General features: G+C 54.5%; 13 protein-coding genes. 4 read left to right on the top strand and 9 right to left on the bottom strand.

Annotation, left to right across the window (positions count from 1 at the left end; translation table 11 throughout):
• The first annotated feature begins 81 nt into the window (after positions 1-81).
• Positions 82-834 carry a DeoR/GlpR family DNA-binding transcription regulator gene (locus AC0L73_RS17995; protein WP_473654476.1) on the top strand — a complete coding sequence of 251 codons (753 nt, stop codon included), beginning with the start codon at positions 82-84 and terminating at the stop codon, positions 832-834.
• Between the two features lie 20 nt (positions 835-854).
• Here the strand turns inward: AC0L73_RS17995 and AC0L73_RS17990 are convergent, their stop codons facing one another.
• The 3 genes from AC0L73_RS17990 to pdxR all read right to left on the bottom strand — a co-directional run bounded on the left by AC0L73_RS17990 (position 855) and on the right by pdxR (position 4,156).
• Positions 855-1,718: a type 1 glutamine amidotransferase gene (locus AC0L73_RS17990; protein WP_473654475.1), complete on the bottom strand. Its 864-nt coding sequence runs from the start codon at positions 1,716-1,718 to the stop codon at positions 855-857.
• A gap of 15 nt (positions 1,719-1,733) precedes the next feature.
• Positions 1,734-2,588, bottom strand: a complete 855-nt coding sequence (locus AC0L73_RS17985; protein WP_473654474.1) for a TauD/TfdA dioxygenase family protein — start codon at positions 2,586-2,588, stop codon at positions 1,734-1,736.
• A gap of 119 nt (positions 2,589-2,707) precedes the next feature.
• Positions 2,708-4,156, bottom strand: coding sequence for a MocR-like pyridoxine biosynthesis transcription factor PdxR (gene pdxR, locus AC0L73_RS17980; RefSeq protein WP_473654473.1), 1,449 nt, complete (start codon positions 4,154-4,156; stop codon positions 2,708-2,710).
• Between the two features lie 118 nt (positions 4,157-4,274).
• Here pdxR and AC0L73_RS17975 point away from each other — a divergent pair, with 118 nt between their 5' ends.
• Positions 4,275-4,697: a GNAT family N-acetyltransferase gene (locus AC0L73_RS17975; RefSeq protein ID WP_227951807.1), complete on the top strand. Its 423-nt coding sequence runs from the start codon at positions 4,275-4,277 to the stop codon at positions 4,695-4,697.
• Here the strand turns inward: AC0L73_RS17975 and AC0L73_RS17970 are convergent.
• The 6 genes from AC0L73_RS17970 to AC0L73_RS17945 all read right to left on the bottom strand — a co-directional run bounded on the left by AC0L73_RS17970 (position 4,690) and on the right by AC0L73_RS17945 (position 12,149).
• Positions 4,690-6,057: a glutamine synthetase family protein gene (locus AC0L73_RS17970; RefSeq protein WP_227951806.1), complete on the bottom strand. Its 1,368-nt coding sequence runs from the start codon at positions 6,055-6,057 to the stop codon at positions 4,690-4,692. The two genes, AC0L73_RS17975 and AC0L73_RS17970, sit on opposite strands and share 8 nt — an antisense overlap.
• Before the next feature lie 38 nt (positions 6,058-6,095).
• Positions 6,096-6,917 (bottom strand): histidinol-phosphatase, encoded by an 822-nt coding sequence (hisN, locus tag AC0L73_RS17965; RefSeq protein WP_227951805.1) that lies wholly within the window; start codon positions 6,915-6,917, stop codon positions 6,096-6,098.
• 96 nt (positions 6,918-7,013) lie between these two features.
• Positions 7,014-7,580 carry a sarcosine oxidase subunit gamma gene (locus tag AC0L73_RS17960; protein WP_473654472.1) on the bottom strand — a complete coding sequence of 189 codons (567 nt, stop codon included), beginning with the start codon at positions 7,578-7,580 and terminating at the stop codon, positions 7,014-7,016.
• Positions 7,573-10,590, bottom strand: a complete 3,018-nt coding sequence (locus AC0L73_RS17955; protein ID WP_473654471.1) for a sarcosine oxidase subunit alpha — start codon at positions 10,588-10,590, stop codon at positions 7,573-7,575. Before AC0L73_RS17955 ends, AC0L73_RS17960 begins: the two co-directional genes overlap by 8 nt.
• Positions 10,587-10,886 carry a sarcosine oxidase subunit delta gene (locus tag AC0L73_RS17950; RefSeq protein ID WP_473654470.1) on the bottom strand — a complete coding sequence of 100 codons (300 nt, stop codon included), beginning with the start codon at positions 10,884-10,886 and terminating at the stop codon, positions 10,587-10,589. The genes AC0L73_RS17955 and AC0L73_RS17950 overlap by 4 nt, the downstream gene beginning before the upstream one ends.
• Before the next feature lie 12 nt (positions 10,887-10,898).
• Positions 10,899-12,149 carry a sarcosine oxidase subunit beta family protein gene (locus AC0L73_RS17945; RefSeq protein WP_473654469.1) on the bottom strand — a complete coding sequence of 417 codons (1,251 nt, stop codon included), beginning with the start codon at positions 12,147-12,149 and terminating at the stop codon, positions 10,899-10,901.
• 235 nt (positions 12,150-12,384) lie between these two features.
• On the opposite strand from AC0L73_RS17945, the gene AC0L73_RS17940 reads away from it, so the two are divergent.
• Both AC0L73_RS17940 and AC0L73_RS17935 read left to right on the top strand, forming a co-directional pair.
• Positions 12,385-14,079, top strand: coding sequence for a formate--tetrahydrofolate ligase (locus AC0L73_RS17940; protein WP_473654468.1), 1,695 nt, complete (start codon positions 12,385-12,387; stop codon positions 14,077-14,079).
• A 135-nt stretch (positions 14,080-14,214) separates the two neighbouring features.
• Positions 14,215-14,793, top strand: a complete 579-nt coding sequence (locus tag AC0L73_RS17935; protein WP_473654467.1) for an AraC family transcriptional regulator — start codon at positions 14,215-14,217, stop codon at positions 14,791-14,793.
• The last annotated feature ends 18 nt before the right edge of the window (positions 14,794-14,811 follow it).

Here is a 14,811-nt window from a genome sequence, read left to right as displayed (position 1 = left end):
CACACGATGTTTCATTTTTTCCCAAAACATGCTACGTATTCTAAAAAAATGCCGTCTCATGTCGGCTGTCAGCGGGGAAATATGAAACAAAATAAACGGCAATTTGCCATCATGAATATGCTGCAGGTCGAAAGATCTTGCGGAATTGTAGATCTGGCGAAGCGACTGGACGTCTCTGACGAAACGATTCGCCGTGACATTAAAGAAATGGCGAAGTTTGGCGCGGTTGAAAAAATTCACGGCGGGGTGATGCTGCCCAATACCGCACTGGAAGCTCCGTTCCTGCGACGCCTTGAAACACAGCGGACGATCAAACAAAAAATTGCGGAGCTTGCTGCCTCCCTCATTGTAGACGGGGAGACCCTGCTGATCGACAATGGCAGCACTTCCTGCTACGTCGCGAAAGCTTTGAGTTCGCGCCGGGACCTTACGGTAGTGACCAATTCGACTGAGGTTGCGCGCGACCTCTGTGCCCGCAACAGCAATAAGGTTTTCATGGCGGGCGGCGAAATCCGAGCGGATGACAGCGCGACCTATGGCCCGACCGCCGTCAATTTTGCGAAACAATTCGCGACGGAACGAGCCATCCTCTCGATTGCTGCGGTCAGTGCCGATCAGGGATTTCTGGATTGCGACCTTGGGGAGGCCGAGTTCAAGCGGGCGATTCTGCCTCAAGCCGCCAGCATAATCGTGGTTGCCGATCATACGAAATTTAATCGACCAGGAGTGGTCAAAGTGTGCGATTTTGACGCCATTGACCTTCTCCTGACCGATCAGCTGCCCCCGCAGAGTATAATTGATAAAATTGGCCGCGACCGGATCATGATCGCCTGACTTCTGGGGATGCCGCATCCCTAGTCATTGAGCCGGGTATGAATTTTCACCGTAAGCCAGTTGCGCACCTCTTGCTGCTTAACACGGGTCTCCAACACATCGTCATCCACCCCTAATTGCCAGCGAAGATAACTTGTACCTGGTGATTCATGCAGCGCCTGCATTTTATCGATAAACTGGTCCGCATCATCAAGTGAGGCAAAGTTTCCCTGCTTGGTAAGCGCTTCACGGCGCCAGCGACAAAGGCTCGCTACTTCGTTAAAATCATACTCAGGATGATATTGCACGGCCCAGAAACTACCGCCCTTATGAGTTACATCCACTGCCTGCACATGGGAAAAATCATTACCGGCAAGCAGAACAGCCCCTTCGGGAAGCTCCGCGACTTCATCTTCATGACTGGTGAAACCATCGAAGACAGCCTTTTTCCCCTCATACATCGGGTGAGCGCGGCCCGCGTCATTCAGGCTGATTTTGCGAGCAAGACCGAATTCCCGGCCCTTCGGATTCTTTGCACATTTACCGCCCGCCGCCGTCACCGCCATTTGCGCGGCCCAGCAACTTCCGAACATCGGTGTTTTCGCCTCATAGGCAGCTTTTGCAAAGTCGATCTGGCGGGTCACACGCGGATCGGCCTCATCATGGATTGTCAGGCTTGATCCTGTCCAACAGATCCCGTGATACGCCTCAAGGCCCGCCCCGGTGGGTAGCCTGCATTCTGCATCCGCCGGGAAAATAATATCCACTTCACATCCGGGCTCGCATTCTTTCAGCATCTGCGCATAAAGATCGCCCGCAAGCGTCCCGCCATTCTCCGCGAGAGGCCCACGATGCTCCATAGGATAGCCATCAAGCACTAGAAATCGAGCGGTTTTACGCGCCATAGCCAAGCCCTTTTCTTATACGGGGCGCGTATCGCCGCCGATGGTGACACGGCGCATAAACCGCCGATACTGCACATAATCATTCATAGCATAATGCTGTGTGCAACGATTATCCCACATGGCGACTGATTTAGGCTGCCAGCGGAAGCGGCAAACAAATTCAGGCTTGGTTGAGAAATCATAGAGATACTTCAGCAGCGGGGCACTTTCGGCATCCGTCATGCCCTTGATCCGGAGGGTAAACATGGGATTGACGAAAATTCCCTTGCGCCCGGAAACCTCATGAGTGCGGATCAGCGGATGTTCGACTTCCATTTCCACAGCGTCAGAGTATGTGTATTTAAGGCTATGTTTGCCTTCATATTTCTCGCGGGTGTGGCGTGGATCGAACGCAACGCTTGCCGAATGCACAGCAACCAGCCCGTCGAGCAATTCTTTCATGCCATCTGAAAGAGCATCATAAGCTGCCTCCATGCTGGCCCAGAGCGTATCGCCGCCAACCGGTGGGATATCAATACCATACAGCATCGTTACCATGGTTGGTTTTTCAAAGAATGTATTGTCCGTATGCCAACCCGTCCCGAAGGAAGCACCCTCACCTGCCGGTTTCAAAACCTCAATCAACTCGGGATGGGCGTTAGAGCCCTCAACAATGGGATGTACTTCGGGGGTTCCGAACCGTTTTGCAAATTCAAGCTGACCCTCGGGTGTAATTTCCTGATTGCGGAAGAAAACCACATGATTGTCGACAAGCGCATCATGGACGTCTTGGAACTGCTCGTCCGAGAGAAATTTGGACAAATCGACGCCTGCGATTTCTGCTCCAATACAAGATGTTAGCGGCTGGACTTCAATTGTATTGTATCCCATGGCATTCCCCATTTTTCCAGAATGATTAAATCTGCTGATAGAAAATAGCTAAGTCATTCTTCTTGGCAACGATAGTACCAATTTCACCGATTCATATATACCAGATTTAAAATCGAACGCTAAAGAAGAGCCGCCAGCCGCTTAATTCCCTCTTCTATCCGGCCAAGCGCAATGGAGGAAAAGCCGAGCCTGAAATAGCGCTGTCCCACTGCCTCGTCCATAAAATGGACTGCACCCGGTTCCAGAACTATGCCTTTATCAAGCGCGCTCGTCGCCAATCCCTCTGAATCAAGTTCTTCAGGCCCCTTAATCCAGAAACTTGTTCCACCGAACCGCGGCGCAGTCGTCATGCCCGGCATATGCTCTGTCAGTGCCGCCGCCATGCGGTGCCACCGCTCCCCATAAGCTTTATGCAGCTTATGGATATAGGAAAGGTGATATCCTTGCGCGATGAAAAGAGCAGTCGTGCGCTGATTATTGCTCGGCGCGTGACGGAGCATTAACCGCCGCAGGATCCGCAACTCCCGGATCAATCGTTCCGGTGCGACAATAAATCCAAGCCTCAACCCCGGAAACATGGATTTTGACAGACTGCCAACGTAAATCACCCGCCCGTCCCGATCCTCCGATTTGAGCGCGGCAACAGCGGCGCCCATATAATTGGTATCGCTTTCGAAATCATCCTCGATGATAAGCGAGTTGTTTTCCGCCGCTGATGCCAGGAGTGCCTTGCGCCGCTCTGGCGATAGAGTCACCGTTGTCGGATACTGATGGCTCGGCGTGACATAGAGAATTTCCGACTTCGCCACATTTCCATCAATCACAACCCCATTTTCATCCACGCCAAGCGGAATCAGGGATGCACCACGCCGATCAAAGATATTGCGCGCATCCGGATATCCTGGATCCTCAATGCCGACGGTCATTCCTTCCTGCATCAGTACGGCAGCGATAAGATAAAGCGCATTTTGTGCGCCAAGCGTGATCAGAATTTCCGACTCGTCCGCATAAATGCCGCGTTTGGGAAGTAGTTTGGAGCGAATTTCAGTAATCAGTTCCGGGTCATCCGCCATCACGGCGTCGTTGGCCCAGTCGCGCATGGCGAGGCGGCTCATCGCTTGCCGGGAACATTCCCGCCAGGCCGGCAGCGGAAACAGGCTGGCATCAGGCTGCCCATAGACGAAGGGATAGGGATAATCCTGCCAGTTTGCAGGCTTGACGATATTGCGCTGACGACCGAGGCGGCTTTCCAGCAACCTCTCCCAATCAACTGTCCCGCCAGAGTTGTCGGTACCTACTTCCTCTTGCGGCGCATTCTCAATATTTAGCGCGATATCACTCACGCGATAGCCTGAGCGAGGCAGTGCGACAAGAAAATTCCCCTCCACCAACTTGTCATAAACGATCATTACCGTGGTGCGAGAAATTTTGAGATCCTTCGCAAGCTTGCGGCTGGAGGGCATTTTTTCACCGGCGATCAACTGCCCGTTCATCAACGCCGCGATGATCTGCTCACGCAGCTGATTCTGGACAGGTTTTTGCAGGCTTCGATCAATGGTAAAAAGCAACTTGCGGAACCCCGGCTAAAGGAAGTTAAATTGGCACTGGTTTTCTCATGATAGGAATATTTTCAATATGTTGTCACCGCCGAAAATCAGACCCGCCACCGAAAAGGATTGCCCGGCTATGACCGAGGTAGCCCTGACGGCCAAAGCATTCTGGGGATATTCCGAAGATTTCATGCGTGAATGCGAAGCCGTTCTTACAATCACACCCCGTATGATAGCCCAGTGGGAAAGCGGCGTAATTGACCGAAAAGGCCAAATCGCCGGGTTCTATCTCGCGTCGTTTGAGAAAGAGGAGGCGGAACTCCAGCTCCTCTATGTCTCGCCGTTGCATATGGGAAGAGGCTTTGGACGTGCTCTGATGAAGGAGGCAGCGCAAAAGGCTTCCCGTCTTGGTTATAGCCACCTCAGAATTGAGGCCGACCCCAACGCGGTCGGTTTCTACAGAAGGATGGGCGCAAAGCAGGTCGGCTGGTGCCGGTCAGAGGTGGAGGACGCGCGCGAACTCCCCCTTTTGAGCCTGCCTTTAAAACCGGTTAGATAATCTCGAAGTAACGCTGCATTTCCCAATCGGTAATGGCTTTGCGGAATTCCCGCTCTTCCCACTCGCGGGTGACGGCATAATGATCGACAAAGGCATCCCCGAAGAGATCCCGTGCCGCCGTCGATTTCTTGAGTAACTGCGTCGCTTCCCACAGGGTTTTGGGAAGTGTAAGTTCTTCCGGAAATTCCTGATCATAGGCATTGCCGACAACTGCCGTTGTTGGCTCGATCTTGTTCTCGATCCCCCAGAGGCCGGAGCCAAGAGCCGCCGCAATCGCAATATGCGGATTGATATCCGCCGCCGCGATCCGATATTCGACACGCTGCGATTTATCCGACCCCGGGATTGCCCGAAGGGCAGTGGTCCGGTTCTCAATGCCCCAGCTTGCCTCCGTCGGTGCCCAAAAGCCGGGGATCATCCGGGTATAACTGTTGATCGTCGGTGCGATCATCGCGAGAAATTCCGGCATCAGCTTTTGCTGTCCACCAATGAAATAGCGCATGGCATCGCTGAAATTATTCTCTTTACCTTCGTCGAAGAAGAGCCCCTCCCCGTCCTTGCCCTGAAGCGACAGATGGATATGACCGCTTTGGCCCGGATAATCAGGCGACCATTTCGCCATGAAGGTCGCCATCAGATCATTTTTCTGCGCAAGAATCTTAGTGAACGTTTTAAATAGCGCCCCTTTGTCAGCCGCCTTCATGGCCTCATCATAGACAAGAGCCGCTTCCAGCACGCCGGGCCCTGTTTCTGTATGCAGTCCTTCGATGGGCATATCCATCTCTTCGCAGAGAGCAAGGAGCTGCTCGTAGAAATTATGCTCGACAGACGCACGAAGGAACGAATAGCCGAAATTACCCGGTGTAAAAGTGTCGAGATTGTAATAGTTTTTCTCGCGCACCGATTCTGGCGTCTCTTTAAAGAGAAAAAACTCAAATTCACAGGCCGCGGTTGCCTTGATGCCCATATCTTCGGCTCGCTTGAGAACACGCTTCAAAGTCTGGCGGGGGCAGACATGCCCCGCACGATCCCCAAATTCAAGCTGGAAAAACAGCATGTTATCTTCAAGCGGCAGTTCACGACAGCTATCAATAATCGGAACAACCTTGGCGTCTGCATAGCCATTCGACCAGCCAGTATAGCTTTCGGTATCATAAAGTTGGTCATTGACGTCCCAGCCGAGCACCACGTCGCAGAACCCGAAACCGGTTTCCAGAATGCTGAAAAACTTGTCTTTGCTGAGATATTTGCCGCGCAATACGCCATCAATGTCGAAAACGCCGACCTTGACGAAATCAAGATCACGATCTTCGATAATACTGCGGGCATCGGTGACTGTTTTAACGAAACGCGCTTCCATAAATTCCCCTTTGAAAATACGCCTTTCGCCAGCCTACCTTAACGGCCCAAAATCTCAAGCGCCTGTTGATGAAGTTCCTTTGTTGCCGCGGCAACAATTGTCCCGTCCGAATTGAAATCGGGCCGTTTGCCGGACCAATCCGTGATGACACCGCCCGCTTCCTCTATCACCGGGATGAGCGCCATATAGTCATAGGTTTGCAATCCCGTCTCTACAGCAAGGTCGGCCCAGCCGGAGGCGACCATCGCGTAGATATAGCAATCTCCGCCATAACGGCGAATACGGGATTTTTCACGCAAGGCTGCAAATTTCTCCCGATTTTCGGGGGAAAAATATTCAAGCGCAGTAGTCATCAGAATGGCGTCTTCAAGTTTGCGGCAATCACTTGTATGACAGCGGGTACCATTGAAATAGCTGCCTTCGTTCGCGATGCCAATCCAGAATTCATCGAGTTCCGGCATGGAGATCGCGCCAATGCGCACATCTTTATCCCGCGAAAAAGCGATGAGCGTGCCGTAAAGCGGCAGGCCGGATATAAAACTCTTGGTGCCATCGATGGGATCAATCACCCAGATATCAGTAAGTTCAGATCCTTCAAAGCCATGTTCTTCGCCGAGAATGCCGTGCCCCGGGAAACGTTCTGTGATCATATCCCGGAGCCGAGCCTCACATTCCCGATCGGCAATGGTAACCGGAGAGCTATCCAGTTTCTGGATAACATCGATGGGTTTACGAAAATAGGAACGGGTGACGGATGCGGCTGTTGTCGCCAGCGAACAGGTAAAGTCCGCCAAATCGGCAAGTTCGCCGGTAATGGGGGCTGTCATAACAATGGTTTTGGACATGGCCTCACGGATCATCTGGGAATTCTAACTGCCTCTTCATAGCAGCAGCAACGGCACAACTCCACATTTATTCCAACGAAATTTCGGGTAAATCAACAAACTCCAAAAACTTTAAGACGTTTCGCTATATTCCACCAAGGCTTCGGCCAGCCAGGCACCGGCATATCTGCTGAAGGAATTGCGAACATAAATGTGAAACGTTTCCCTTCCCACCTGCTCGACAATGGCCTGCGATTTTGCAATCAAGGTCTGGACGCAGTTGCCAGGAGCAAAGGCACGAGGGTGAAAATCCACCTCAGAGCTTTTCATCAGCACCTGGTGACAATACGGGCCGGAGATCTCAAAAATCGTGCGATTGGCGCTTACATCATTGATCGCGACATGTTGCCCTGAAAGCGCCTCTTCAAGTGATTGAACGAGGGACGCTGCCTCCCCCTCTCCCACTAGCAGCCACTCATCGGGCGAAAGCCAGAGGGCCTTGCACTCCTTACCTGCCGCCACCTTGTTCGGCGCATCCGGAAGGTCAAGACCGGTTGCGGTTTTCACTGCATTAACAAAGGTCGAATCAGTAACGTCACCGCGCAAATTGACCTGCACGCGTGGGCCAAGTTCCTTGAGACCATCAGGGAAACTTTCCGCAATAGCGGCGGCGGGGGTGATCCAGGGTGTCTCAGCCATTCAATCGCTCCCCTTCCTTGTCATAGAGTACCGGATCGACGATTTCTGCCGTCACGGTCTTACCTTCCAGCGGGGCAAAAATCTTCTGTCCTTTGCGCCCATGCCCGCCCTTGACGAGTGCGAGTGCGATCGACCGGCCAAGCGCCGCGCTGTAATAACTCGACGTCACATGCCCCGCCATCGGAATAGGCTTCGGCACATTCGGATCAAAAACAAGCTGAGCTCCTTCGGGTAATACGTCGTCTGGAGTTTCGGTCAGGAGCCCGACCAACTGTTTGCGGTCCGGGCGGGCAGTATCAGTCCGCGTGAAGGAACGCTTGCCAATAAAGTCGGGCTTTTTCTTGGAGACAATCCAGTCCATGCCAAGATCTTGTGGCGTGGTGGTACCGTCGGTTTCCTGCCCGACAATGATGAAACCTTTTTCGGCCCGCAGGATATGCATGCTTTCCGTGCCGTAAGGGGTGATATCAAATTCCGCGCCCGCCGCCATCACGGCTTTCCACAGCGCAAGGCCGCAGGTCCAGGGCACGTTGATCTCATATGTAAGTTCACCCGTAAAGCTGATGCGAAAGACGCGGGCATTGATCCCGGCGACCACTCCTGCCTTGAACGAAAGGAACGGGAAGTTCTCGTGAGACAAGTCCATTTCCGGCGCGAGCTTTTTAAGCACTGCGCCTGCCTTCGGTCCGGCGATGGAAACGGTCGCCCATTGCTCGGTGACGGAGGTACAATAGACCTTCAAGTCTGGCCATTCGGTCTGCAGATATTCCTCCAGCCAGTCAAGAACGCCCGCCGCGCCGCCCGTGGTTGTCGTCATCAGAAAACGATCTTCGGCCAGCCGCGCCGTGGTGCCGTCATCAAAGACCATGCCGTCCTCATGGCACATAAGCCCGTAGCGCACCCGCCCGACGCCAAGTTTGAGCCAGGCATTCGTATAGATACGGTTCAGGAATTCCGCCGCATCGGGCCCGCGAATATCGATCTTGCCGAGGGTCGAGGCATCGAGCACACCGACGGAATTTCTCACCGCCAGGCATTCGCGATTGAGTGCCTTCTGCATTGTCTCGCCCGTTTTGGGATAATACCATGGGCGTTTCCATTGCCCGACATTTTCGAACAGGGCCCCATTCTCCACATGCCAGTCGTGAATACTGGTTACGCGGACCGGATCGGACCAGTCGCCGAGGTTGCGCCCGGCCAGCGCGCCATAGGAGACCGGCGTATAGGGCGGACGGAAAGTCGTCGTTCCGACCTTGGGGATTGGTTTATCGAGGATGCCGGAAAGAATGGCCAGTGCGTTGATATTCGATGTTTTTCCCTGATCCGTCCCGAATCCCGTCAAGGTATAGCGTTTGATATGCTCAACGGACTCGAAGCCTTCGCGCACCGCTAGCTCGATATCCGCCGCTGTGGTGTCATTTTGCAAATCGACGAAATGTTTCGCCATCCCTTCCCCAATCGGGCGTGAGCTTGGGACGATCCAGTACGGCTCAATGCTGCCACCTGCAGGTTCATCGATTTCTGGGGCTGCGGGCTTGCGCTTCGGGGTGAAACCGGTTGCCCGCGCCGCATCCGCCCCCACCTTATATCCGCCCGCCAGACATTCCTTCAGAGTAAACTGACCGGCGAGTGCGCCTGCCACCTGTTGCGCCTGCCGGGGCTTTCCGGGCAGGAAGCAGACTTTTTCCTCATCATATTCAAGCTGGCCCTGTGACTGACTGAAAAGATGGACGACCGGGCTCCATCCACCGGACATAGCGACGAGATCGCAGTCGATCTGCCGCGCGGCGGAAGTATAGACCTTCGCGCCTTTCTGGATGGCCCGGACTTCTACACTCTCGACGCGCTTGCCGCCGGATGTGCCGGTGATTGCGTAGCCCGCCAGTATCTCGATATCAAGCGCGCGGGCCGCATCGACAAGCTCCCCGCTCACCTCATGCCGACAGTCAATGATCGCGACCACATCGCCGCCCGCCGCCTGTAAATCAATCGCCGCCTCATAAGCCGTATCATTATTGGTGAACAAAACCATCTTCTTGCCCGGCAGGACGCCATAGCGATTAACGTATGTCTGCACAGACCCCGCCAGCATGATTCCCGGCCTGTCGTTATCGGCGAAGACGAGCGGGCGTTCATGGGCACCGGTCGCGAGAACGACCTGTCCCGCGCGAATATGCCAGACCCGCTGTCTTACCTTGCCCTTGCGTTCTGCAGCAGGCAGATGATCCGCCTTCTGTTCCAGCACACAGAGATAGTTATGATCGTAATAGCCGAAGGCGGTCGAACGCGAAAACAGCGTCACATCGGGCATGGCTTCCAGTTCCGCCACCATATCGGCGATCCAGCCGGCCTCATCCTTGGCACCGATTTGCCGTTTTTTTGAGAGGAGACTGCCGCCGAATTCGCTCTGCTCATCGACCAGCAGGACCCGAGCCCCCGCACGCCCCGCCGCCAGCGCCGCCATCAGGCCCGCCGGACCGCCACCAACCACCATCACCTCCACATGAAGATGCATATGATCATAGATATCCGGGTCCGTTTGCGTCGGCACCTTTCCCCAGCCAGCCGCCCGGCGGATAACTGGCTCATAGAGTTTCATCCACATGGAACGCGGCCACATGAACGTTTTGTTGTAAAAACCCGCCGTCATGATCTTCGCAAACAGGCCGTTGATCGCGCTGATATCAAACTCGACATTCGGCCAGACATTGACGCTGGAGGCCGTCAGCCCCTCATAGAGGGAGATTTGCGTCGCGCGGATATTCGGCTCGGTCGTCGCCCCCTGCCCGAGTTGGACCATGGAGTTCGGCTCTTCCGCCCCGGCGGCAACAATTCCGCGTGGGCGATGATATTTGAAACTGCGCCCTAGAAGATGCACGCCGTTCGCCAGCAGGGCCGAGGCAAGTGTGTCGCCCTCATAGCCGAGATAGCTTTGGCCGTTGAAGGTAAAATTAATTGCCTTCTTGCGGTCGATGCGTCCGCCTGAGGTGGTGCGAAAGGCTTGCGTCATTTTGCATCCCCGGCTGATTTCGGCAGTTTGGGTGGTTTTTCGCCCATTTTGTAGGAACCGACTATCTCATGAGTAACCGTATTGCGGATCACGTTGAACCAGCGGCGACAGCCATGGCTGTGCAGCCATCGTTCGGCGAAGTAGCCTTTCGTATTGGTCCGCATGAAAAGAAACTCTGCCCATTTGGCATCGTCAAGTTTGGCGGGATCCTCTGGACGGGCGATATGCGCCTCTCCGCCGTAGTGGAATTCCGTTTCGTGTCGTTTGCCACACCAGGGGCAGTCGATATTAAGCATCTCTCTGCCCTCCTAATGCGCGACGCCAGCGGCGCCATGTTCATCGATGAGCGCGCCACTCTCGAACCGCGAGAGGCTGAAGGGCGCGTTGAGCGGATGCGGCTCTTCTTTTGCGAGTGTATGGGCGAAGCACCAGCCCGAGCCCGGCGTTGCCTTGAACCCGCCAGTCCCCCAACCGCAGTTAAAATTGAGCCCGTCAACCGGCGTGCGCGACAAAATCGGCGACGCATCGGGGCAGGTATCGACGATGCCGCCCCAAGTCCGCATCATGCGTACCCGGCTGAAAATTGGGAAGAGTTCAAGACAGGCACCAAGCTGATGCTCGATCACATGAAAGCTGCCACGCTGGGCATAGGAATTATAGCTGTCTATGCCCGCCCCCATAACAAGCTCGCCCTTGTCTGACTGGCTGACATAGACATGCACCGCGCCCGACATGACCACGCAGTCGATGACCGGCTTAATCGGTTCGGAGACGAGCGCCTGCAAGGGATGGCTGGTGACCGGCAGGCGAATGCCCGCCATCTCCGCAATGACGGAGCTGTGGCCCGCCGCGACCACACCGATTTTCTTTGCCGCAATATCCCCACGCGTCGTCTCGACGCCGGTGACCTTGCCGCCTTCCCGCTTGATGCCCGTCACTTCACAGTTCTGGATAATATCAACACCGAGCGCATCGGCCGCACGCGCAAATCCCCAAGCGACACTGTCATGGCGGGCAACGCCGCCCCGCCGCTGCAAGGTCGCGCCGAGGACCGGATGACGCGCGGATTTGGAGATATTGATGATCGGGCAGAAGTTCTTGACCCCCTCCGCATCCAGCCATTCTGCATCCACACCGTTGAGGCGGTTGGCATTCACCCGGCGCACCCCTTCACGCACATCGCCAAGGCTGTGGGCGAGATTGAGGACGCCCCGCTGGCTCAGCATCACATTGTAGTTGATGTCCTGCGACAGCCCTTCCCAGAGCTGCAAGGATTTCTCATAGATCGCCGCGCTTTCATCCCAGAGATAGTTGGACCGGACAATGGTCGTATTGCGCGCTGTATTGCCACCCCCAAGCCAGCCTTTTTCCAGCACAGCAATATTCCTCACCCCATGCTCTTTCGCGAGGTAATAGGCAGTCGCCAGACCATGACCGCCCCCGCCGATGATGATCACATCGTATTCCGGTTTGGGCTCCGGGCTGCGCCACTGCTTGGGCCAGTTCTGATGGCCGGTAAGCGCGTTCCGCGCGATCGTGAAGATCGAATATTTGACCATGAAATTTCCTTACTCAGCCACGTTTCCGGGACAGTGCCATTTTAACGAAAGCGCCATCAGTCGCAAATGGTCATTTACTAGAAAATTAGCGACATCCGCGTTACCGGGTTCCGTTCCGCTTGCTGAAGAATAAGTGTCGCATTATGAATAGCCACAGACCAGCAGTCCCGCCACTCTGGCGGAAATGGTTGGAAAATCAAGAAATGACGGCTTTTCAGGGGGAGAATAAAGTACAATGACGGACCAACATGCGAATCCCAAAAGCGATATTGACATTGCACAGGCCGCCTCCATGAAGCGTATTGCCGAGGTGGCGAAAGACAGCCTCGGGATCGATGCGGATAATCTGGAACCCTATGGCCATTACAAAGCAAAGCTCTCTCTGGATTACATCAACTCCTTAAAAGACAAACCGGATGGGAAATTAATCCTCGTCACGGCCATGACCCCGACCCCGGCCGGTGAAGGCAAGACAACTACTACTGTCGGGCTGGGCGACGGCCTCAACCGTATCGGCAAGAAGACAATCATCTGCCTGCGCGAGCCTTCCCTTGGCCCCTGCTTCGGGATGAAGGGCGGCGCGGCGGGTGGCGGTTATGCGCAAGTTGTACCGATGACGGATATCAATCTTCATTTCACCGGCGATTTTCATGCGATTGGCGTCGCCAACAATCTGCTCGCGGCGATGGTCGATAATCATATTTATTGGGGCAACAAACTTGGCCTGGATGAGCGGCGCATTATCTGGCGGCGGGTTGTCGACATGAACGACCGGGCGCTTCGTAATATCGTCAACAGTCTTGGCGGTATCGCCGATGGGTTCCCGCGCGAAGATCATTTCGATATCACTGTCGCCTCGGAAGTGATGGCAATTTTCTGCCTCGCCACTGACCTTGAGGATCTAAAACGTCGTCTTGGCAATATCATCGTGGGCTATACCCGAGAGAAAAATCCGGTATTCGCAAAAGACCTCGATGCCCATGGCGCGATGACCGTCCTCCTGAAAGACGCGTTCCAGCCCAATCTCGTCCAGACACTGGAGAACAACCCCGCCTTTATCCATGGCGGTCCGTTCGCCAATATCGCCCATGGCTGCAATTCTGTACTCGCCACAAAGACAGCGCTCAAACTCGCCGATTATGTCGTGACGGAAGCTGGGTTTGGTGCAGATTTAGGTGCCGAGAAGTTCTTGGACATTAAATGTCGTAAGGCAGGACTAAACCCGGAAATCGCAGTACTTGTTGCGACCATTCGCGCGCTTAAAATGCATGGCGGTGTTGCGAAAGAGGACCTTGGAAAGGAAAATGTCAAAGCCGTCACCGACGGCGCGGAGAACCTTTCGCGGCATATCGAAAACCTCAAAAAATTCGGCCTGCCTGTGATCGTCGCCATCAATAAATTCTCTGCCGATACGGAAGCCGAAGTGAACGAGGTCCGACACATCTGCGTCAACTTAGGGGTGGACGCGATTGAATCGGATCATTGGGGGAATGGCGGCGCAGGCGCAGAAGATTTAGCGAAAGCCGTCGTCGCCAAGATCGAGCAGAACAGCAGTAACTATGCCCCGCTCTATAAAGACGCACTGCCGCTTTGGGATAAAGTCAGAACCGTTGCCCAGTCGCTCTATGGCGCAGAAGACATCACCGCAGAGAAGAAAGTCCGCGACCAGTTTCAAGAACTGCAGGACGCAGGTTTCGGCCATTACCCGGTCTGTATTGCCAAAACCCAATATAGCTTCTCCACCGACCCGAACCTCAAAGGCGCACCCATCAATCATGTTGTGCCTATTCGGGAAGTGCGCATCTCCAGCGGCGCGGAATTTGTGGTGGCCGTCTGCGGCGGTATCATGACAATGCCGGGCCTGCCGCGTGTTCCAGCCGCCAACTCCATCGATGTGAATGAAGCGGGCGACATCATCGGTCTCTTCTGAGGTCTCTTTTAATTCACGCAAAAGGCGGCGGATACGTCGCCTTTTTGGCGGAACATATCAAAAATTGTTTGTCTTTTATCGAATCTGAATTAGCGTTTAGATCCTGATGGAATAAATTTGCTGGAAGTCACGAATTTGGACAGTGAAACGGAGGCCACGGGCGCAAAGCATAGAATTGGTTTTTGTTTGCTGCCCGAATTTTCATCGCTTGCATTCATCTCAGCCGTTGAACCGCTTCGGCTGGCCAATCGCCTCAGCAACGAAACCATCTACAGCTGGGAATGCTTTTCCATCGATGGCAAGCCGGCCGTCAGCTCCGCCGGAATTGAATTTTCCGTGCAGGGAAGCATCTCTGATATGCCCGCGCTACCCACCGTATTCACCTGCGGCGGGGTCAATATCCAGAAGCACACGGAACCGCAAATCATTTCGACCTTGCGGCGGCTCTCATCCCACGGCTCTAGCCTCGGCGCCATATGTACAGGGCCGCATGTGCTGGCGAAAGCCGGACTGTTAAAAGGCTATCGCTGCACCATCCATTGGGAGAATTTGTCGGGCTTTATAGAGGATTTTCCCGAACTCGATATCACCTCTGAACTCTTTGAGATTGACCGAAACCGCTACACTTGCGCCGGCGGCACGGCCTCCCTCGATATGATGCTGAGCCTGATCGCGAGATCAAATCAGCCAGGAACTGGCCCTCGGTGTCGCTGATCAGTTGATCTATCACCG

The organism is Sneathiella sp. D3-11 (assembly GCF_055809395.1).
This window is presented reverse-complemented; position numbering and strand designations above follow the sequence as displayed.